Source organism: Salininema proteolyticum (assembly GCF_042685645.1).
Lineage (GTDB): Bacteria > Actinomycetota > Actinomycetes > Mycobacteriales > Micromonosporaceae > Salininema > Salininema proteolyticum.
Genome location: NZ_JBHUNX010000001.1, coordinates 3,285,248 through 3,304,887 on the forward strand (window position 1 = coordinate 3,285,248; position 19,640 = coordinate 3,304,887).

18 protein-coding genes are annotated in these 19,640 nt (G+C 69.0%); 12 read left to right on the forward strand and 6 right to left on the reverse strand.

Annotated elements, in window-relative coordinates; translation table 11 throughout:
* Positions 1 to 1,008: 1,008 nt before the first annotated feature.
* Positions 1,009 to 3,135, forward strand: a complete 2,127-nt coding sequence (locus tag ACFTE1_RS15200; RefSeq protein WP_380621043.1) for an anthranilate synthase component I — start codon at positions 1,009 to 1,011, stop codon at positions 3,133 to 3,135.
* 283 nt (positions 3,136 to 3,418) lie between these two features.
* Here ACFTE1_RS15200 and ACFTE1_RS15205 read toward each other — a convergent pair whose 3' ends face one another.
* Entirely contained in the window at positions 3,419 to 4,168 is a 750-nt protein-coding gene (locus ACFTE1_RS15205; RefSeq protein ID WP_380621045.1) for an ankyrin repeat domain-containing protein, read from the reverse strand.
* A 93-nt stretch (positions 4,169 to 4,261) separates the two neighbouring features.
* On the opposite strand from ACFTE1_RS15205, the gene ACFTE1_RS15210 reads away from it, so the two are divergent.
* Positions 4,262 to 5,131 (forward strand): PhzF family phenazine biosynthesis protein, encoded by an 870-nt coding sequence (locus ACFTE1_RS15210; RefSeq protein ID WP_380621047.1) that lies wholly within the window; start codon positions 4,262 to 4,264, stop codon positions 5,129 to 5,131.
* An 83-nt stretch (positions 5,132 to 5,214) separates the two neighbouring features.
* Here ACFTE1_RS15210 and ACFTE1_RS15215 read toward each other — a convergent pair whose 3' ends face one another.
* Positions 5,215 to 6,018, reverse strand: coding sequence for a metal-dependent hydrolase (locus ACFTE1_RS15215; RefSeq protein ID WP_380621049.1), 804 nt, complete (start codon positions 6,016 to 6,018; stop codon positions 5,215 to 5,217).
* A 284-nt stretch (positions 6,019 to 6,302) separates the two neighbouring features.
* On the opposite strand from ACFTE1_RS15215, the gene ACFTE1_RS15220 reads away from it, so the two are divergent.
* Together ACFTE1_RS15220 and ACFTE1_RS15225 are read left to right on the forward strand one after the other, a co-directional pair.
* Positions 6,303 to 7,217 (forward strand): ABC transporter ATP-binding protein, encoded by a 915-nt coding sequence (locus tag ACFTE1_RS15220; protein ID WP_380621051.1) that lies wholly within the window; start codon positions 6,303 to 6,305, stop codon positions 7,215 to 7,217.
* Positions 7,217 to 8,290 carry an ABC transporter permease gene (locus tag ACFTE1_RS15225; protein WP_380621053.1) on the forward strand — a complete coding sequence of 358 codons (1,074 nt, stop codon included), beginning with the start codon at positions 7,217 to 7,219 and terminating at the stop codon, positions 8,288 to 8,290. The genes ACFTE1_RS15220 and ACFTE1_RS15225 overlap by 1 nt, the downstream gene beginning before the upstream one ends.
* A 168-nt stretch (positions 8,291 to 8,458) precedes the next feature.
* Here ACFTE1_RS15225 and rsmI read toward each other — a convergent pair whose 3' ends face one another.
* The gene (rsmI, locus tag ACFTE1_RS15230) at positions 8,459 to 9,307 is read right to left on the reverse strand and encodes a 16S rRNA (cytidine(1402)-2'-O)-methyltransferase (RefSeq protein WP_380621055.1); all 849 of its coding nucleotides are present in this window, start codon (positions 9,305 to 9,307) and stop codon (positions 8,459 to 8,461) included.
* Between the two features lie 261 nt (positions 9,308 to 9,568).
* Between rsmI and ACFTE1_RS15235 the strand changes: the two genes are divergently transcribed.
* The 5 genes from ACFTE1_RS15235 (at position 9,569) to ACFTE1_RS15255 (ending at position 13,903) form a co-directional block, all read left to right on the forward strand.
* Positions 9,569 to 10,219: a restriction endonuclease gene (locus ACFTE1_RS15235; RefSeq protein ID WP_380621057.1), complete on the forward strand. Its 651-nt coding sequence runs from the start codon at positions 9,569 to 9,571 to the stop codon at positions 10,217 to 10,219.
* A 332-nt stretch (positions 10,220 to 10,551) separates the two neighbouring features.
* The gene (locus tag ACFTE1_RS15240) at positions 10,552 to 12,267 is read left to right on the forward strand and encodes a nitrite/sulfite reductase (protein ID WP_380621059.1); all 1,716 of its coding nucleotides are present in this window, start codon (positions 10,552 to 10,554) and stop codon (positions 12,265 to 12,267) included.
* On the forward strand, positions 12,264 to 12,467 hold the full coding sequence (locus ACFTE1_RS15245; protein WP_380621061.1) for a hypothetical protein: 204 nt from the start codon (positions 12,264 to 12,266) through the stop codon (positions 12,465 to 12,467). The genes ACFTE1_RS15240 and ACFTE1_RS15245 overlap by 4 nt, the downstream gene beginning before the upstream one ends.
* Before the next feature lie 18 nt (positions 12,468 to 12,485).
* On the forward strand, positions 12,486 to 13,196 hold the full coding sequence (locus tag ACFTE1_RS15250; RefSeq protein ID WP_380621063.1) for a phosphoadenylyl-sulfate reductase: 711 nt from the start codon (positions 12,486 to 12,488) through the stop codon (positions 13,194 to 13,196).
* Positions 13,178 to 13,903, forward strand: a complete 726-nt coding sequence (locus ACFTE1_RS15255; RefSeq protein WP_380621065.1) for a sirohydrochlorin chelatase — start codon at positions 13,178 to 13,180, stop codon at positions 13,901 to 13,903. The genes ACFTE1_RS15250 and ACFTE1_RS15255 overlap by 19 nt, the downstream gene beginning before the upstream one ends.
* A gap of 257 nt (positions 13,904 to 14,160) precedes the next feature.
* On the opposite strand, the gene ACFTE1_RS15260 is transcribed toward ACFTE1_RS15255, so the two are convergent.
* Positions 14,161 to 14,601, reverse strand: coding sequence for a hypothetical protein (locus ACFTE1_RS15260; RefSeq protein WP_380621067.1), 441 nt, complete (start codon positions 14,599 to 14,601; stop codon positions 14,161 to 14,163).
* A 45-nt stretch (positions 14,602 to 14,646) separates the two neighbouring features.
* On the opposite strand from ACFTE1_RS15260, the gene ACFTE1_RS15265 reads away from it, so the two are divergent.
* Together ACFTE1_RS15265 and ACFTE1_RS15270 are read left to right on the forward strand one after the other, a co-directional pair.
* Positions 14,647 to 15,582 carry a diacylglycerol/lipid kinase family protein gene (locus tag ACFTE1_RS15265; RefSeq protein WP_380621069.1) on the forward strand — a complete coding sequence of 312 codons (936 nt, stop codon included), beginning with the start codon at positions 14,647 to 14,649 and terminating at the stop codon, positions 15,580 to 15,582.
* Positions 15,583 to 16,486: 904 nt separating this feature from the next.
* On the forward strand, positions 16,487 to 16,744 hold the full coding sequence (locus ACFTE1_RS15270) for a WhiB family transcriptional regulator (RefSeq protein ID WP_380621071.1): 258 nt from the start codon (positions 16,487 to 16,489) through the stop codon (positions 16,742 to 16,744).
* A gap of 276 nt (positions 16,745 to 17,020) precedes the next feature.
* Here the strand turns inward: ACFTE1_RS15270 and ACFTE1_RS15275 are convergent, their stop codons facing one another.
* Positions 17,021 to 17,419 carry an anti-sigma regulatory factor gene (locus tag ACFTE1_RS15275; RefSeq protein ID WP_380621073.1) on the reverse strand — a complete coding sequence of 133 codons (399 nt, stop codon included), beginning with the start codon at positions 17,417 to 17,419 and terminating at the stop codon, positions 17,021 to 17,023.
* Between the two features lie 444 nt (positions 17,420 to 17,863).
* Complete coding sequence (gene sodN / locus ACFTE1_RS15280; RefSeq protein WP_380621075.1) at positions 17,864 to 18,271, reverse strand: superoxide dismutase, Ni; 408 nt, start codon at positions 18,269 to 18,271, stop codon at positions 17,864 to 17,866.
* Positions 18,272 to 18,634: 363 nt separating this feature from the next.
* On the opposite strand from sodN, the gene ACFTE1_RS15285 reads away from it, so the two are divergent.
* Positions 18,635 to 19,498 carry a zinc-binding dehydrogenase gene (locus ACFTE1_RS15285; protein ID WP_380621077.1) on the forward strand — a complete coding sequence of 288 codons (864 nt, stop codon included), beginning with the start codon at positions 18,635 to 18,637 and terminating at the stop codon, positions 19,496 to 19,498.
* Positions 19,499 to 19,640: the final 142 nt, after the last annotated feature.

Here is a 19,640-nt window from a genome sequence, read left to right on the forward strand (position 1 = left end):
CGTGAGTGTTTAGTCGACACCTTCACGAGGACGAGCCTCGGCCCGCGGTACCACCTCGCTTGACGCGCTCAGACGCGCGTCCGCTTCGTTCGCCGGCTGTGACGGGCCGTCCCGTCCGGGTCTACTGGGGCTCGCGCCCGTTCTTCCGGAGACTCGCCGGTGATGGCCGGGTCTTCGTCGTGCTCCTCCGAGTCTAGCGCGTTCCGGCTCCGGAGCGAAATCGGCTTTCCGCGCGGTCGCGGCGCGCTTCCGACGGCCGTTTGAACGAGGGTCTTTCCTATACTCTCCGTACCGCTCTCGCGACCCGTGGGGCGGCGCCTTCTCTTGATGGAGAGGAGGTGATGTGATGGAGGGTCCCGACTGGGCTCCCGCCTTGTCCGCGGCCTTGGACGGCGTGAAGATCCCGGTGCGGCTCCGCCCCGACCGGTTGGACTGGGTGGAGGAGCGCGCCGGCGAGTGCGCCGGGAGAACAGAGAAAAGGCCCGTTGACGTCGAGGCCGCCATGCGGATACTCAAGTCAACGAGCCCAAAATAAACCCAACGCCACATTATCGGTCGGCCGGGCGGCTGTCAAGCCGTTCGGCCGGCAACACGGGCGTTCACGAGGACGGGGGAACCACCCCCGTCCTCGATCATGATAGGCCCGGGCCTTGACCGAGGGGGCCCGCGACTCGCCGGGCGGATCCGCCCCGCCCTCGATCCGTCCAGCGCGGCGGCGCGCTGCGGACGCCGCCCCGCGACGGTCCCGTCGTCCGCCCCTGGTCCTCCCCCGCTCGCCCTCGCCGTCTCGGCTGCGACACGGCGCACGGCAACTCGCTCCCAGGATGCGGACCGTGTACTATCGACGCCATGAAGAAGTTCGCGAGCTGGTGGTGGCGTTGCTGAGGCGGCGCTGCTCCATTGTGCGAACGTGAGAGTGAAGAGCGACCGCCCGGGGGCGGTCGCTCTCTCCGTATCCGGAGCGGCTTCCCGGGGGTCGTACAGGACCCGACTGTCGATAAGGAAGCCATGACCATCTACACCACTCCGGGCGGTGCGCAGGTCGCGCGAACCACCACCTCGCTGGAGAACGACGACCTGACCCACATCTCCCACCTGGTCGAGAACCGCCGCGGCGGAGTGCTCTCCTCCGGCATGGAGTTCCCGGGACGCTACTCCCGCTTCCACCTGGCCTATGTCGATCCCGCCATCGAGGTGTCGGTCGAAGGCCGCCGCGTCACCGCCACCGCGTTGAACGGGCGCGGCGAGGTGCTGCTGCCGGTCTTCGAACGGGCCATGGCCGCCGTCGCCCCGACCGAGGCGGCCGAGGGCTCCGTCTCCGTCACCGTCCCCCGCAGCGAGGGCGTCGTCTCCGAGGAGCTGCGCTCCCGGCAGTCGACCGCCTTCACCGCTCTGCGCTCCATCGTCGAGGCCTTCTCCTGTGAGGATCCCTACCTCGGGTTCTGGGGTTCCTTCGGGTACGACCTGGCCTACCAGTTCGAGCCGGTCGAGTTCGCCAAGGAGCGACCCGAGGGCCTGCGCGACGCCGTGCTCCACTTCGCCGACGAGGTCTACGTCGTCGACCGCAAGCGCGAGGTGGCCAAGCTGCACCGCTACGAGTTCACCGTGGACGGCCGCTCCACCGAGGGCCTGGAGCGCTCGGGCGAGGAGTTCGCCTACACCCCCGCGACCGTCCTGCCGTCCAACCCCGAACCGGGGTCCTACGCCGAGGTCGTCCGACAGGCCAAGGCGGAGTTCAAAGCGGGCAACCTCTTCGAGGTCGTTCCCGGCCACGAGATGTACGCCGCCTGCGACTCCCCCGCCGCCTTCTACGAGCGCCTCAAGGCCTCCAACCCGTCCCCCTACGAGTTCTTCTTCAACCTCGGCCGAGACGAGTACCTGGTGGGGACGAGCCCGGAGATGTTCGTGCGCGTGAACGGAAAGCGCGTCGAGACGTGTCCGATCTCGGGAACCATCGCCCGGGGCGGTGATGCCCTGCAGGACGCCAGTCAGATCCTGTCCCTTCTCGGCTCCGAGAAGGAAGAGGCCGAGCTGACCATGTGCACCGACGTCGACCGCAACGACAAGGCCCGTGTGTGCGTGCCGGGCTCCGTGCGCGTCATCGGGCGCCGCCAGATCGAGCTGTACTCGCACCTGATCCACACCGTCGACCACATCGAGGGGCGCCTGCGCGACGACATGGACGCGTTCGACGCCTTCCTCACCCACATGTGGGCCGTGACGGTCACCGGCGCGCCGAAGACCTGGGCGATGCGCTTCATCGAGGAGCATGAGAAGACCCCTCGGCGCTGGTACGGCGGCGCGGTCGGGTTCGTCGGCGTCGACGGCTCCATGAACACCGGCCTCACGCTGCGCACCGCGCACATCCGGGACGGCATGGCGTGCGTGCGCGCCGGGGCGACCCTCCTCTACTACTCCGACCCCGCGCTGGAGGAGGCCGAGACCTTCCTCAAGGCGAGCGCGCTGCTGGAGGCCGCCGAGGGGCGGCGCAGTTCGCGGGCCGAGGCCACGCCGATCGACCTGGCCGGGGGCAAGGCCGGCGCGGGGCGGCGCGTCCTGCTGGTCGACCACGAGGACTCGTTCGTCAACACGCTGGCCGACTACTTCCGCCAGCACGGGTGCGAGGTGACGACGCTGCGGTTCGGTTTCGACACGGCGGAGGTCCTGGACCGCTACCGTCCCGACCTGGTGGTGCTCTCGCCCGGGCCCGGTCGGCCGACGGACTTCGACACGGCGGGGCTGCTGCGCGTTCTGGAGGAGCGGGAGGTTCCGGTGTTCGGCGTCTGCCTGGGCCTGCAGGCGATGGTGGAGTACTCCGGCGGGCAGCTGTCCGAGCTGGACGAGCCCGCCCACGGGCGTCCCGGCGAGGTGAAGGTCTTCGGCGGCGGCCTGTTCGACGGGCTGGGCGACCATGTGAAGACCGCCCGCTACCACTCTCTCTACGCCACGCCCGACGAGGTGACCGGCGGGCTGATCATGACGTCGGCGCTAGGGGACGTGGCCATGTCGGTCGAGGACCCGTTGCGCGGCTGGTTCGGCGTCCAGTTCCATCCGGAGTCCATCCTGACCTCGGAAAAGGCCTCCGGCCTGCGCCTTATCGGAAACGTGCTGCGCATGACCGCCAACGAGGACTGAAGGACTGAGCGACACCGTTTCCGTATGATCGTATTAATACGGTCATACGGAAACGGGCCTGCGGCCGGCCGACGTCCCCTGCCGTCACTTCCATCGGTCCACCAGTCCTACGTCGGTCCTCCGGCTTTCCAACAGTTCTCCGGTCTTACGCCGGCCCTCCGGTCCTCCGTCAGCCCACCCGTCCACCGTCAGTTCTCCGGTCCTCAGTCAGACCTCCGGTCCTCTGTCAGTTCTCCGGCCGTACGTCAGTTCTCCGGCCGTACGTCAGTCCACCGGCCCTCCGTCAGTCCTCCAGGATCCTGACGATCTCGTCGTAGCCGCCGGCGCGGGCGTGGTCCAGGGCCGTGAGGCCCGACGAGTCCTCGATGGAGGCGTCCGCGCCCGCGTCGACCAGCAGCCGCACGATCTCCTGGTGGTCGGTTCCCCCGTCGCCGAAGTACACGGCCTCCAGTAGGGCCGTCCAGCCCAGGTCGTTGACCCTGTCGACCGGTATGTCGCTCTGCGCCAGAACCTCCCGGACGTAGTCGACGTGCCCGCGCTCGGAGGCCGGGTGGAGGGCCGTGCCGCCGAACCGGTTGTACTGCGCCAGGTCGGGTTCCAGCGGCAGGAGCAGTTCCATCATGGCGACGCTGCCCGTCACGCCCGTGTTCACCCACGGGCTCTCGCCGCGCGAGTCGGGCGCGTCCGGGTCGGCGCCGTGCTCGACCAGGACCTCGGCCACGTCCACATGGTCTTCGATGACGGCCGTGAACAGCGCCGTCCGCCCCTCGCCGTCCCGCGCCTCGACGTCGGCTCCGGCCTTCACCGCCTCGCGCGCTCCGGCCGCGTCGCCCTCGCTCGCCGCCGCGAGGAGCACCTTGTTGAGCTTCTCCACGTCCGCTCCTCCCTCCGACCCGGTACCCGACTCGTTCGCCCCGGAACTCTCCGACCCCGCCGGCCGGTCCGGCGCGCCGGGACCTTCCGTCGTGCAGGCCGACAGTACCGCGGTCCCCATCGCGGCGATCACCAGTCCGCGTGTCCATCTTCCGTTCATAGGCCCATCCTCCCCGGGCGGCCGTCGGGCGTCGTCCAACGCGAGGGCCGGAAGAACTACTCCTTTCGACGGATGCGAGCCCATAATGGGGGCATGCCAGACAACGACACACTCGAATTCTCCATCCTCGACGTCTTCACCGACCGGCCCTTCGCGGGCAACCAGCTGGGCGTCGTCTACGACGCCTCCGACCTCGACGCCGACCAGATGCAGGACCTCGCCAGGGAGTTCGGCTACTCGGAGTCGATCTTCTTCCTCCCTCCGTCCGAGGCGCTGGCCAACTACCGGATCCGGATCTTCACCCCCGCCGAGGAGCTCCCGTTCGCCGGGCACCCGTCCATCGGCGCGGCCGTGGAGTACGTGCGCCGCAACAAGGACCGCCTGACGGCCGATCCCGAGGGCACCTACACGGTCATGCAGGAGACCAAGGCCGGGGTGATGACGATCGTCGTCGACGGGGACCACGCGTGGCTCACGAGCAAGGCCATCGACCTGGGCGACGACATGGACGCCGGCCCGCTGCTGGGCGCCGCGGGCCTGTCGGAGTCGGACCAGGCCGGCGCCGCCCGCACCGCGAGCGCCGGGCTGGAGCACTACATGCTGCCGGTCAAGGCCGACGCGGTCGGGCGCGCGGCGGCCAAGTCCGGCTTCGCTCCGAAGGTCTACCTTTTCAACCACGACCTGGCCGCCGGGACGGCGCACGTGCGCCTGTTCGGTTCGGGCCTCGGCGTTCCCGAGGACCCGGCGACGGGTTCGGCGGCGCTGTGCCTGGGCGTCTACCTGTTCTCGGTGGGGGCCTTCAAGGGCGACGGCGTCCATGAGCTGACCGTCTCGCAGGGCGCCGAGATGGGCCGGCCGTCGACGCTCGATCTGAAGACGACCGTGGAGGGCGGGGAGCTGAAGTCCGTCTCCGTCGGCGGGAGCGCCGTGACCGTGGCGTCGGGGGCGATGCGGGTTCCGTAGCGCCGCGCGGGGCATGCCGGAACCTTGAGGAACGCATAGAGAAAGGGGCCGCCGAGGCGGCCCCTTTTCACGTTCGCGGTCCCTCAGGCGCCCGTGACCATCTGCTGCACTTCGGGGAGGTGCCACAGCCAGCCGAGCACGACGACGACGGTCAGCGCCGGCATGACGTAGCGGGTCTCGCGCTTGCCGCCGGCGCGGAGGGCGACGGCGCGGGGCAGTCCGAGGTTGTGCCAGACCTTGCCGTTGAACGGGACGGGGAAGAGCAGGGGCGAGCCCTGTTTGGTGATCATGTCGCCGAAGATGTGGATGACGCAGCCGACGCCCATGGCCAGTCCGAGGACCCAGTAGGAGCGGCCCGGTTCCAGGAGGTGGAACATGCCGTAGGCGCAGGCCACCGACGCCAGTGTCGTGACGATCCACCCCTTCTTCTTGACGGTGGTGGCCATGAGTCCGCGGACGGCGAGTCCGGTGAGGACGAAGAGGATGGCGATGACCGCCGGTTTGCCGAATCTCGCGGCGAGCCACCCGGTCAGGATGCCCATGAGGACGCTGAACATGAGCGTGTGGGTGAGCGTGCGGTGGCCGTTCTTGCGTTTGCGGTCCTTCTTGGTCTTCGTCAGGAGGTAGAACCAGTAGGCGACGCGCTCGGCCCCTTCGGCGACGATCATGGAGGCGGGCCCGAAGGCGCGCGCCACGGTGGAACCGCCTTTGTTGGTGGTCACCTTTCCGGCGCAGTCGATGTCGGGGAACAGGGCGGCGCCTGCGCAGGCGATGGTCCCCACGGCGAGTTCGGCGGCGGTCTGCTCCACTCCGAACGAGGCGGCGATGGCCGATCCGGTGAGCCAGGCTGCGGCGCCGCTCATGGCGTGCGTCGGTCCCATGACCATGGGTGGTCCTCCATTTTCTTAGGCGGCGGGCAATGTCGGACAGGGCTGTGTCCTTTCTGGCACTATGCCATGCGAACACAGGCGACCTGCGGCGAGGCTCCGTCCGAAGTGCCTGCGCCGCAGCCGGGTCCGCACCCTACGTCACCCGTGGCGGGAACATCGCCCCCGAGCGGGGCGTCCTCTGCCGCACCGGCGCGCCCGATGACCTGTCGCACCCTGTGTCACCTGCGAAAATCGAAAGCGGGTGATGCGGTGCACAGCCGGCGCTGGGCTATGGTGTCACCATGGATTCCGCCATTGAGGTCGCAGACCTCCGCAAGACGTTCCGGCCCCGGAACGCTCCCCCGGTCGAGGCGGTCCGCGGCGTCGGGTTCTCCGTCGGCGAGGGCGAGTTCTTCGGCATTCTCGGCCCCAACGGGGCGGGCAAGACGACGACGCTGGAGATGATCGAGGGCATCCTGGAGCCCGACGGGGGGAGGGTGGCCGTTCTCGGGCGCTCCCCGTGGCCGCACTCCGCCGAGCTGACCTCCCGCATCGGCGTCCAGCTGCAGACGAACGCCTTCTTCGAGTTCCTGACCGTCACCGAGCAGCTGCGGACGTACGCGCAGCTGTACGGGCAGCCGGAGGAGCGCGTGGAGGAGATCCTCGACGTGGTCGGGCTCTCCGAGCACCGCAGGCAGCGGTGCGAGAAGCTCTCCGGCGGCCAGCAGCAGCGCCTGTCGATCGCCTGCGCGCTGATCGGGGACCCGGAGGTGGTGTTCCTCGACGAGCCGACCTCGGCGCTCGACCCGCAGGCCCGGCGGAACATGTGGGAGCTGCTGCGGAAGATCAACGCCGAGGGCCGCACCATGGTCCTGACGACGCACTACATGGAGGAGGCCGAGTTCCTCTGCGACCGCGTCGCCATCATGGACTCCGGGCGCATTCTCGCCCTCGACTCCCCCGCCTCGCTCGTCGCGGGCCTCGACGCGCCGACGCACATCAAGGTCGGGGCGCACCAGTTGAGCGACGCGCAGGTCGAGGACCTGACCGATCTGGGCGTGCAGCGTGAGAACGGCACCGTGGAGTTCGAGACGCGCGACCCGCAGGCCCTGCTGGTTCGGCTGGCCGAGGCGGGTGCGCTGGAGGGGCTGGCGGTGCGCACGGCCAATCTCGAGGACGTCTTCCTGGGCGTCACCGGACGGGAGTGGAGAGACTGATGGCGAGCACCGCAGCCGTTAAGGCCAGTCCGTACAAGGCGCTGGTCAAGGCCCAGTGGACGGGTTGGAAGCGCGACAAGGCCAATGTCTTCTTCTCCCTGCTGTTCCCCCTGATCATGATGGCGCTGCTGTCGCTGATCTTCGGCGGCGCCGCCGATTCGACCCCACGCGTGCTGGTTGCCGGCGACGTCCCGGCGCTGGAGGGCTACTCCGGCGACGACATGGACGTCGAGAGCGTCGACGGCCGGGACGAGGCGATCGAGCGGATCGAGGACAACCGGGCGGGGGCGGCCGTGGTCCAGGAGGGCGACTCGGTCACCGTCTACTACTCCGAGAATCCCTCGTCGGGGCCGTCGGCGCGCAACGCCGTCGAGGCGGCCCTCGCGGCGGAGAACGCCGACCTGGTCAAGGAGGAGTACGGGATCGATCCGCCGGTCGCCGTGGACTCCGAGGCGGTGTCGGGCTCGGAGTTCGACATGATCCAGTTCCTCGCCCCGGGCATGCTGGCCTGGGCGATCGCCATCGCGGGGGTGTTCAACACCGCCGGGACGCTGGTGGACTGGAAGCGCACCAAGATCCTGCGCCGGCTGCGGATCACCCCGGCCGGGTCGGGGGTGGTCGTCGGTTCGCGCATCACGGTGAACGTGGTGGTCGCCTGCATCCAGGTCGCGGTGTTCCTCGCTGCGGCCGTCGCCGTCTTCGGCTACCAGATGTCCGGCTGGGCGTGGTTCGCCGTGCCCCTGGCGATCCTGGGCACGGCCATGTTCATCTCCATGGGCGTCATCATCGGCGGCATCGCCAAGACCTCCCCGGGGGCGGCGGGCCTGTCGAACCTGGTGACCATGCCGATGGCCTTCACCTCGGGGGCCATGTACCCGCTGTCGGAGTCGCCGACGTGGCTGCAGCTGGTCTCTTACGCCAATCCCATGCGCTACCTCAACGAGGCGATCCAGGGCGTGGCCAGTTTCGGCCTCAGCCCGGTGGCGGTGCTGCCGCAGGTGGGGATGATCCTGGCCTTCACCGCCGTCTTCGCGGCCGTGGCCTGGAAGACCTTCCGGTTCAGCGACCTCTAGCGCAACGGCGATCCGACGGGAGACCGTCGAAGGGGTCCGACCGCTGGTCGGGCCCCTTCCGTCGTGGAATGGTCCCTTCTCGGCCGGGAAGAGTCCCGGGAGGGAACCGTGCGAGTCGCCGCCGCGGCCGCCCACGAGGCTCTGACCAGCGGGGGTGACGGTGCTCCCTCAGCGATCGAGCAGGGCGTCGTAAACGTCGCGCTTGGACAGGCCGTACCGTTTGGCCACCTGCTTCATCGCCTCCTTGCGCGGCGTGCCCCGTCCTTCGAGCTCGGCGACCTCGTCGGCCAGCCGCTCGGGAGTGGCCTCGGAGGCGTCGGGGCCGGTCGATCCCGCCACCACGAGGGTGATCTCGCCGCGCGGCGCGTCGGCCCGCACGCCTTCCAGCAGCTCTCCGAGGGTCCCCCGGCGGACCTCCTCGTAGGTCTTGGTCAACTCGCGGCACAGGGCCGCCGGCCGGTCGGCGCCGAAGACCTCGGCCATCGCCACCAGGGTCGCCTCGACGCGGCGCGGCGACTCGAAGTAGACGGCCGTGCGCCCGTCGTCCTTGCGCTCGTCCAGCGTGCGCCGCAGCTCTCCGCCCTTGCGGGGCGGGAACCCCTCGAAGCTGAACCTGTCCGACGGCAGGCCCGAGAGCGCCAGCGCGGTGGTGGGGGCGCTGGGGCCGGGCACGGAGGTGATCGCGACGCCCGCTTCGATGGCGGCGCGTACGAGCCGGAAGCCGGGGTCGGAGACCGAGGGCATGCCGCCGTCGGTGATGACGGCGACGTCCTCTCCTCCGACCAGGCGTTCGACGAGGCCGGCGGTCTTGGCGCTCTCGTTGCCCTCGAAGTAGCTGACGAGGGAGGCCTCCGAGTTCACCCCGATTTCACCCAGGAGCCGCTTGAGGCGCCGCGTGTCCTCCGCGGCGATGACGTCCGCGCTGGAGAGGGCCTCTTTCAAACGGGGAGAGGCGTCTCCGGGGTTTCCCAGGGGGGCTCCCAGCAGGATGAGCCGACCGTATTCGCATCTTGACACGTAGCCAGTATTGCCTAAGATGGATCAGGGTTTCGGCCAGGTTGCTCCGAAAGTTGCGGACTTCGCGTCCGGCGCCCGCCCGGGCGCGTCTGCATGTGCAGTCCGCATGCCCGACTTGTCGTTTTAAGGACATGATGGTGTTCAAAGCACCGCACATCCGGAATACTCGTCACTACAGTCTGCATCCACCTGTTCTTACGCCTTCGGGCGTGGGGAACACCCATACATCCGATAACCACTCTTGACGCGGGGGTCGTTTTCATGTCTTGGTTGATTCGGCTGGGCATTCCGGCGGCGTTGCTGGTCGCCGGGTATTTCGCCCTGGACTTCATCGCACGGCAATGGGTCTGGTTCGCCTCCCTGGCCGCCATCGCGGCGGCCACGGCGCTCTGCTCCTGGATCCTGTTCGGCAGGAACTGGAGGAGCGCGGGCGAGTACGACCTCGGTACGCGGGAGCGCGAAGAGATCATGCAGGATCTCGACACGCTGCCGGTCCCGCAGTTCGACCAGGCGGTCGGGGGCCTCCTGACGGACCTGGACGCCAAGCACGTCAAGCGCTTCGGGCACAAGGGGTCCGACCTGGGCTGCAATTTCGTGGTCACGCTCGTGGACGGCAAACGGGTCCTCGTGCGGGCGAAGAAGGACGACGGGACCATGCGGCGCATGGGCGAGCGCCACCTCAAGGCGCTCGGCTGGGAGGCGAAACCGCGCTGGAAGTGCGACTTCGCCGTCCTGGTGACCAGCGGGGACCTGCACTGGATGAACTACGGCCTGCGCAACGACTCGCTCGCCCGCCACCTGGGGATCACTCTGGTGGACCGCAAGCGGCTGGCCACGTGGCTCGACTCGGGCAGTCCGCCGGCGGTGCTCCGCCCCAACGTTCCCAAGCAGCTGACGTCGCAGGCGGCGTGAGCCGCCGACAATCGCATACCGTTATCGATTCGCGCCTTGGCGTGACGGCCGACCGGCCGTCGGCGCGATTTCCCACAACGAGCGTCCACCCTTCGGGAAGGCGCTCGTTCTTCGCGTCCGGCTGTGGCAGACTGGGCGCATGTCTCCTGTGCACGACTTCCGAGGTGTGGCCCGTCGCCACGTAGACCTGTGTCGTGTCTTCAGCGCCATGTGTCGCATGCGAATGCGCATGCCCGTGAGCGCCTGAGCCCTCCGTTCGGAGGATTCCTTCCGCGCCCCGCCGTCGAGGCCGCAGAGCGCCCTGAGTTACCGGCCGCCGTCCGTCCGCGGCCATGCTTCCCAGCTTTCACCGGACCTATAAGGAGAGCCGCACCGTGTCTGCCACACCCGTCGAGACCTCACCCCGCAAGCGCCGAAAGCGCGGCGAGGGGCAGTGGGCCCTGGGGCACAGGGAGCCCCTCAACAAGAACGAGCAGGGCAAGAAGGACGACAACCCGCTCAACGTCCGCGCCCGCATCGAGGGCATCTACGCCCACAACGGTTTCGACTCCATTGACCCCGCCGACTTGCGGGGTCGTTTTCGCTGGTGGGGCCTGTACACGCAGCGGCGTCCAGGGATCGCCGGCGGCAAGACCAGCACTCTGGAGGACGAGGAGCTGGACGACCGCTACTTCATGATGCGCGTGCGCATGGACGGCGGACAGCTGTCGGTGGCCCAGCTGCGGGCCGTCGCCGGCATCTCCACCGACTTCGCGCGCGACACCGCCGACGTCACCGACCGGCAGAACGTCCAGTACCACTGGATCCGCATCGAGGACGTGCCGGAGATCTGGCGCCGCCTGGAGGAGGTCGGCCTGGACACGCAGGAGGCCTGCGGCGACTGCCCGCGCGTCATCCTGGGATCGCCCGTGGCCGGCGTGGCCGACGGCGAGGCGATCGACCCGACCGAGCAGATCGAGGAGATCTACGACCACTTCGTCGGGGACAAGTCCCTGTCGAACCTGCCGCGCAAGTTCAAGTCGGCGATCTCCTGGCTGCCGGACATCCCCTACGAGTGCAACGACATCTCCCTGCTGGGGGCCCACCACCCCGAGCACGGGCCGGGCTTCGACCTGTGGGTCGGCGGGGGCCTCTCCACCAACCCGATGTTCGCCCAGCGGCTGGGCGTGTGGGTCTCCCAGGAGGACATCGCCGAGGTGTGGGTCAACGTGGTCCGCATCTTCCGCGACTGGGGATACCGCCGCCTGCGCACCCGCGCCCGCCTAAAGTTCCTCGTGAAGGACTGGGGCGCCGAGAAGTTCCGCGAGGTCCTCGAGAGCGAGCACTACCTCGGCCGCGAACTGCCGCGCCTGGAGGCGCCGCCGGTGCCGGAGAAGCTGATCGACCACATCGGCGTGCACAAGCAGGCCGACGGGAACTTCTACATCGGCGCCGCCCCCGTGGCGGGCCGCGTCTCGGGCGAGCTGCTGAACAAGCTGGCCGACGTGGCCGAGCGGCACGGCTCCGACCGGGTCCGCACCACTCCCATGCAGAAGCTCCTGGTCCTGGACGTCGCCCCGGAGAAGGTCGACGCCGTCGTCGCCGACCTGGAGGCGGTGGGCCTGAGCGCCAACCCGTCCCCGTGGCGCCGTTCCACCATGGCGTGCACCGGGATCGAGTTCTGCAAGCTCGCCATCGTCGACACCAAGGACCGCGCCCGCGACCTCGTCGCCGAGCTGGAGAGGCGCATCCCCGAGCTGGACGTGCCGATCTCCGTGCACCTCAACGGCTGCCCCAACGCCTGTGCCCGCACCCAGACGGCCGACATCGGCCTGAAGGGCCAGCTGGTCCTCAAGGACGGCGAGCAGGTGGAGGGCTTCCAGGTGCACCTGGGCGGCGGGCACGCCTCGCAGGCCTCCTTCGGGCGCAAGGCCCGCGGCCTCAAGGTCGCCTCGGCCGACCTGGACGACTACGTCGAGCGCCTCACCCGCCGCTACCTCGACCAGCGCGAGAGCGGCGAGTCCTTCGCCAAGTGGGTGCACCGCGCCGAGGAGGGGGACCTCCAGTGAGCGCGCGCATGGTCCCCTACCTCTGCCCGTACTGCGGCGACGAAGACCTGGTTCCGCACGAAGACGAGACCGGTGAGGTGAAGGGCGCGTGGCACTGCCACTCCTGCACCCGGATCTTCACCGTCCGATACCACGGCATGGAGGCGCCGGCGACGACGCCCGTCCCCGATCTCGGGGGCGGCTCGCCCAAGGCGCCCTAGGCCAGAACAGGAAGCAGAATGAACACCAGTTCCTCGGACAAGACAGTTCCCCGCGACCCCTTCGACCTGCGCGACCTCGCCCAGGAGGCCGGACGGGACCTGGAGGGCCGCTCGGCCCACGGGATCCTCGAGTGGGCGTTCGGCGAGTTCGGCGAGCGCATGTGCGTGACCTCTTCCTTCGCCGACGCCGTCGTCGTGCACCTCGCCTCGCAGGTGGCTCCCGGCGTCGACGTGGTCTTCCTCGACACCGGCCTGCACTTCCCCGAGACGCTGCGGACCCGCGACCTGGTGCGGAGCACCATGGACGTCACGATCCGCGACATCGAGCCGGAGCAGACCGTCGGCGGCCAGGACGGCGAGTTCGGGCCGCGCCTGTTCGACCGCTCCCCCGACGAATGCTGCGCCCTGCGCAAGGTGCTGCCGCTCAACCGGGCGCTGAAGGACTACGACGCCTGGGCCACGGGCCTGCGCCGCGACGAGTCCCCGACCCGCGCGGAGACGCCGGTTGTCGGTTTCGACCTCAACCGCCAGAAGGTCAAGGTCGCCCCGATCGCGCAGTGGACCGAGCGCGACGTCCAGGACTACATCGCCGAGCATTCCATTCCGGTCAATCCGCTGATCTCCATGGGATTCGAGTCGGTCGGCTGCTGGCCGTGCACCGCTCGCGGGGGCGGCCGGGCCGGGCGCTGGGCCGGGTTGGAGAAGACCGAGTGCGGGATCCACTCATGAGGGCCGTTCCGCACCGCCGCGCCGAGTCCGCCGCTCCGGCGGTCCTCGTCGCCCACGGCAGCAGGGATCCGCGCTCGGCGGCCGTCGTGCACAATATCGCCATCGCCGCCGGGATGCTCCCGGGCTTCCTGGGCTTCAACGACCCGACGCCCCTGGCCGTGGCCGAGAGCCTGGCCCGCGCGGGGCACTCGCGGCTGACGCTCGTCCCGCTGCTGCTGACCGACGCCTACCACTCCCGGGTCGACATTCCCGAGGCGGCGCGGTCCATCAGAGATGAGCTGGGTGTCGATGTCTCGCTCGCTCCTCCGGTGGGCGACACCGGGCTCGCGCACTCGCTGACGCGGTCGCTGCCGTCGGTGGACGCCGTGGTGGTCTCCGCCGCCGGAACGTCGGTCGAGTCGGGTCGCGCCCATGTCGCCGACGTCGCGCGCGTGGTGGGGAATCTGCTGGAGGTGCCCGCCCTGGAGGCTTTCGCGACCGGGCCGGGGAACCGTCCGGGCGAGGCCGTCCGGCGTTTGCGGGCCGGCGGGGCGCGGCGCGTCGCCGCGCTGCACTACTTCATCGCTCCGGGGATGCTCTGCGACAGGGCCGTCGAGGACGCCCTGGAGGCCGGGGCCGACTTCGCCGGTCCCCCGCTGGGGCCGTCCACCGAGCTGCTGCGGCTGCTGGAGGACAGGAAGAACGCCGAGGTCGGCGTCCTGGTCTGACAACTCGTTCGAAGGCCGGTCTCCCCGGCGCCGCCGGCGCTCGGAGGGGCCGGCCTATATGGATATTTCCCGTCGGCGCCGCGCGGAGCGTCGGCGGCGATCCGGTGTCCTACGCAAGGAGCGGAATCGTGTCCCAGCGCGTCAGATCCGTTCTTTCGCGCGGTCGAGGCGTCCCGGCGGACGTCCGACCACCCGAAAGGACGGAGACGGCGTGCTGGGGCGCGATTCCGCGGTCACCACCGACAGGAAGCAATCATCTATTCGTCCCCGGTGCCGATGGACCGGTCGTTGAATCCCACGAACTCCCTGGTGGAGGGTGACATCAGTGCCACGCCGAGCAGGATCATCACGGTCCACACGGCGAGGGCGGCCTCCATGCCGCCCGACTCCTTGAGGAAGTAGCCCACCGGGGCGAGCATGAGCGCTCCGAACATGCCCCGCGAGACGGTGTTGCGCCCTTCCCACAGGCCCTTGGCGGCGAAGCCGAAGAACGCGGCCAGGACCGCGTACACCAGCGTCATTCCCAGGGCCGGCATGAAGCCGTCGGTGTTGTGCACGAGGCCGTCGTACACGGCATAGCCGGCCAGGCCGACCATGCCCAGGGCCATGGCCGCCAAGAGGGCGACCGCTCCCTTCACCGAGCCGGGGCGATCGGTCCGCTCCGGCGACTCCGCGTTCTCCATCTGCTGTGAGCTCACCTGACTACAGTATCGCGGAGTGCCGTTTGCGGCTAAAGTGGCTGTATGCGTGCCCTCCTCATAGTGAATCCGAAGGCAACGGCCACTTCGCCGCGCCGCCTGCGGCGCGTGGTGCGCTCCCTCGAGGAGTACGCGCGGCCCATGGTGGAGTTCACGCGCGCCCGCGGCCACGGCGAGGAGCTGGCCGCCCGGGCCGCCGAGCGGGGCCTTCCGGTCGTACTCACGCTCTCCGGCGACGGGACGCTCAACGAGGTCGTCAACGGGCTCCTGGCCGACGGCCGGACCGCCGAGGAGTCGCCCGTGCTGGGGCCCATCCCCGGGGGGTCCACCAACGTCTTCGCGCGAGCCCTCGGGCTGCCCGCCGACCGCCGCCGGGCCGTCTGGGCGATAGGGCACCGCCTCGAGACGGGACGGTACCGCAAGGTGTCCCTCGGAAGGGTGGACGACGGTTCGCGCTCGCGGCTGTTCACCTTCACGACGGGACTCGGCTGGGACGCGTCGGTCATCCGGCGTGTCGAGGAGTACCGGCGAAAGGGGCGCCGCTCCTCCCCCGCGCTGTACATGCGCGCCATCATGGCGGAGGTGAACACGATTGGGGCCCAGGCCGACTCGATCGGCGTCTGCCTTCCATCGGGGATCGCCGACCCGTCGACGGGGATGGTGGTGGTCCAGAATTGCGCCCCGTGGACGTACGTCGGGAGCTTCCCGGTGAATCTCAACGCGCGGGCGTCCTTTAATACTGGACTTGACGCCCTGGTTTTGCGTAAACTCGGGTTGTCGGCCGCCGCGCACACGGCGGCGGCGCTGATGTCAGGCCGCGAGGTTCCCGATGGTAAACATGCGGTGACTTATCACGATTTGTCATCAATTCGGCTCCAGGCCGATCAACCTCAGCCATTCCATCTCGATGGCGATTATCTTGGAGAGCGTCGGGAATTGTCGCTTTCCGCGGTGCCGCAGGCATTGAGGGTGGCGGCTTGACCGGACGGCCGGTATCGGGGCAGTCCCAGACAGTGCCTCCGAACAGATGTTTTACGACACTCGTTCGAAGGAAAGACTGTTAACAACTTGGGAAAAATATGAGTCAGACTATTGACATCAGGCCCTGAAACAGGCAGTGTAGAACACGCCGTCAGATTGCGGCGGTGTTGAGACTTGAAAACAGAATATTGAATTATGGTGTGTGATAGATGCACAAGGGAGCCCGTCGGCCTGCGCCGCCCGCTCGCCGCTCTCTAAGCGGATCCAGCGGACGTCCCGCAGCCGAGGGACTGGTCGTTTCGTTCTTCCCCCGTGATGTGCCATCGTAGTACCGGCGCGCTCGCGCCCCGGCAACGACTGCCTGCCCGTGGACAGCTTGTCCTCAGTACCCATGGGCACGCAATCGCCGACCGGGCCTGTGCCTTGCCGACTCCGCGATAGGCCTCACGAGGAACCGAACAGGTGCGGTCTCTGCGAACACCGGAAGTCGATATGGCAACTCGTCGCCCGTCGGACCATGATGCGGATCACTGGATCCATCGGACGGCGTGGCATCACTACTATTGGAGTTTGTCATATCGCTTCAGGCGAATGTCAGCGACCCCCTACCGAGTTCGAAACCGGCGTATGACCGGGCGGTTCGATGAGGAATCGCGGATCCGGAAGCCGCCTGTCTCCGACACCCGCGTCGAGCAGGGGCACGAAGGCGCGCCACGTCCGCCTCGCGCGGCCGGGCGACCGACTCGCCGTCGTTTCCGCGATACGGATTCGCGCGTCGGCTTGTGAAACCGTTCACAAGCTAAGCGTTCCGAACCGGGCCGCCGACGACTCCGGTCCCCCGATCGAGCGACCACCGAGCATCCCGCACAACACCCGACCACTAATGTCAAGCAAGGAGATTTTGATGGATTGGCGTCACGAGGCCATTTGCCGCGACGAGGACCCGGAGCTGTTCTTCCCCATCGGCGATTCGGGACCGGCGCTGTCTCAGGTGGAGCTGGCCAAGTCCGTATGCAACCGCTGCCCGGTGCGCGAGTCGTGCCTGGAGTGGGCTCTCGCCACCGGCCAGGACGCCGGCGTGTGGGGCGGGCTAAGCGAGCTGGAGCGCCGCGCTCTCAAGCAGCGCGACGGCTACATCGCCCCCGTGGCCGTCCAGGCCTAGCAGGACGCTCCGAGGGCCGCGAGCCCGGTCGCGGAGTCCGCGGTGCGGACTCCCGGCCCGCTGAGCCCTGCGGGGCCTGCGGAGCGAGTTCCGGGTCGCGTCGCCGGCCGATGTCGGCGCGTCGCATCGCTCGACGCGGTCAGCCGTGCGAGCCCGGCGGGACCGGCCCGAGGGGAGATTTCCGGCGGCGCCCTCCACGGGCGGCGAGCCGAGAAGACCGCCGAAGAGGGGCGGTGGGGAACCGATCGGTTCCCCACCGCCCCTCTTCGCGTGTGCTCAGATGTGGTGGCGCTGCGTGTCGGCCTCGGCCTCCGTGCGCGGAAGGCTCTGTCTGATGCGCACCTGCCTCGGGCCGGTCTCCACCGCGTCGGCGAGCGCCGACAGCATGTTCCACTCGTAGCCGCCCTCGATGGGCGTGACGGCGCCGTTGATGGTGATGCACAGCTGGTCGTCGCTGACCTCCATCCGGCAGTCCAGGTCCGATTCGCCGCGCGCGTCCGAGAACAGCAGGTGGGCGGCCGTGTTGACGGCCGCTCGGAGGTCCTCGATCTCCTCCAGCGAATAGCCCAGGCGGGTGGCGACGGCGGCCGCGGCGGTGGGCAGGACGGAGAAGTAACCGCTCAAGGCGGGTATGGTCAGGAGAACCACGTCGTCTCTGCCTTCCTGGTATGCCACGCCCTTACCTCACTCCGTTCGGTCCTGCGGCCCTCGTCCGATCGGCCGACTCCCTCCTAGCCTACCCGGCCCGCTCGAATTCCCGACCGGAAAACGCCGCCGAGCCGATTCTGCGGCAAGAGCGTTGCGCGACATCGGACCGCGTGTCCGTCGTCCTCCGCGTCGGCCTCTCGCGGGTCCGGTTTCGGGCCCGGTTCCAGTGCGCGTCGGCCTCTCGCGGGTCCGGTTTCGGGCCCGGTTCCAGTGCGCGTCGGCCTCTCGCGGGTCCGGTTTCGGGCCCGGTTCCAGTGCGCGTCCGCCTCTCGCCGGTCCCGTTTCCGACCCGGTACCGGGGAAGGCGGACTCCCGGGATCCGGCCGCCTCCACCCCGAGACGGACGACGGGGCGCCCCGGACCGTGGTCCGAAGCGCCCCGCTCAATCCTCTGACGCGGAAGGCGACCTGATTACTTCTTGGTCTCCCAGAAGATCTTGGCGATCTCGTCGATCTTGGCCAGCAGCTTGTCCGCGACCTCGGGGTCGGCCGCGCCCTTGGTTCCGGCGGCGCCGGCGAGCTTGGTGGCCTCGTTGATGAGCGTGTGCAGCTCGGGGTAGGCCTCGAAGTGCGGAGGCTTGAAGTAGTCCGTCCACAGCACCCACAGGTGCTCCTTCACCAGGTGGGAGCGCTGCTCTTTGATGAGCATGGCGCGGGTGCGGAACTCGGGGTCCTCATTGGCCTGGTACTTCTCGCAGACGGCCTTGACCGACTCGGCCTCGATACGGGCCTGTGCCGGGTCGTAGACACCGCAAGGCAGGTCGCAGTGGGCCGAAACATGGGCGTGCGGCAGCAGCCGCTTGACTAGAGGCTTGAACATGCGCCCCTCCCGCTTCTCGATTAGCGAATTGTGTTTCCGACACTGACCTTACCCCGGCCGGGGGCCGACGTCATCGCGAGTCCCGCGTAAGAGAGGCAGAGGTCAATCACATCGCCGGGGCCTTCCACGATATGGATGCGCCGCAGCGGATCGTCCGCACTGTGGAACAACCGGAGGGGCCTTCGCCTGCCCCGCAACCGATTCGTTACCGGCACCGTATGCCACCATGGGGGCACTGAAATCCAACGACGGAGGTCTTTCATGTTCGCCGCTTACGCACACACGGTCAACCCGGACAAGCCCCTCGACGCGCTCACCGTGGGAGAGCTCGACGCCCCCGAGGTACCTGCGGACTGGCAACGCGTGCAGGTAAAGGCGGCCACCCTCAACCGGCACGACCTGTGGGCGCTGCAGGGTGTGGCGCTCCGCGCCGAGCAGGCCCCGATGGTGCTCGGCACCGACGCCGCGGGCGTCGACACCGAAGGGCGCCCGGTAGTCCTCCACTCCGTCATCGGCGAGCCGGTCGACGGCGACGAGACCCTGGATCCCAAGCGGACCCTCCTGTCCGAGCACCACCCCGGCACCATCGCCGACTCCGTGGCCGTTCCCGCGCGGAACGTCGTCGCGCTCCCCGAGGGCTGGAGCTTCGCGGAAGCCGCCTGCCTTCCCACCGCCTACCTGACCGCGTGGCGCATGCTGACCACCCGAGGACAGGTCACTGAGGACAGTGCGGTTCTCGTCCACGGCGCCGGCGGCGGGGTCTCCACCGCCGCCATGGTCCTCGCCCGGGCGATCGGAGCGCGGGTCTACGTGACCAGCCGCAGCGAAGAGCGGGCCGCGAGGGCCGCCGAGCAGTTCGGCGCCACGGCCCTGAAACCGGGCGAGAGGGCGCCGGAGCGCATGGACTGCGTCATCGACTCCGTGGGCGGCGAGACGGTTCCCTACTCGGTGAAGTCGCTGAAGCCCGGCGGCCGGCTCGTCGTCTGCGGGGCGACGGCCGGCTTCGACGTGAACGTCGACTGGCGGCACCTCTTCTTCCGCCAGGTCCAGATCCTGGGGTCCACGATGGGCACCCGGGGCGAGTTGGAGGGCCTGATCGAGTTCTGCGCCTCCGCCGGGGTCCGGCCGCTCATCGACTCGACCTTCGCCCTCTCTGACGCCCGGAGCGGGTTCGAGCGCCTCGCCTCCGAGGAGGTCTTCGGCAAGATCGCCATAGTCAACGACTAGCTGAAGGTTTCCCACCGTCACCGTGCGGAGCGTCGGCGGCGACCTGGGGTTCCACACAAGGAGCGGAATCGTGTCCCAGCGCGTCGGATCCGTTCTTGCGCGTGGTCGAGGCGTCCTGGCGGACGTCCGACCGCGCGAAAGG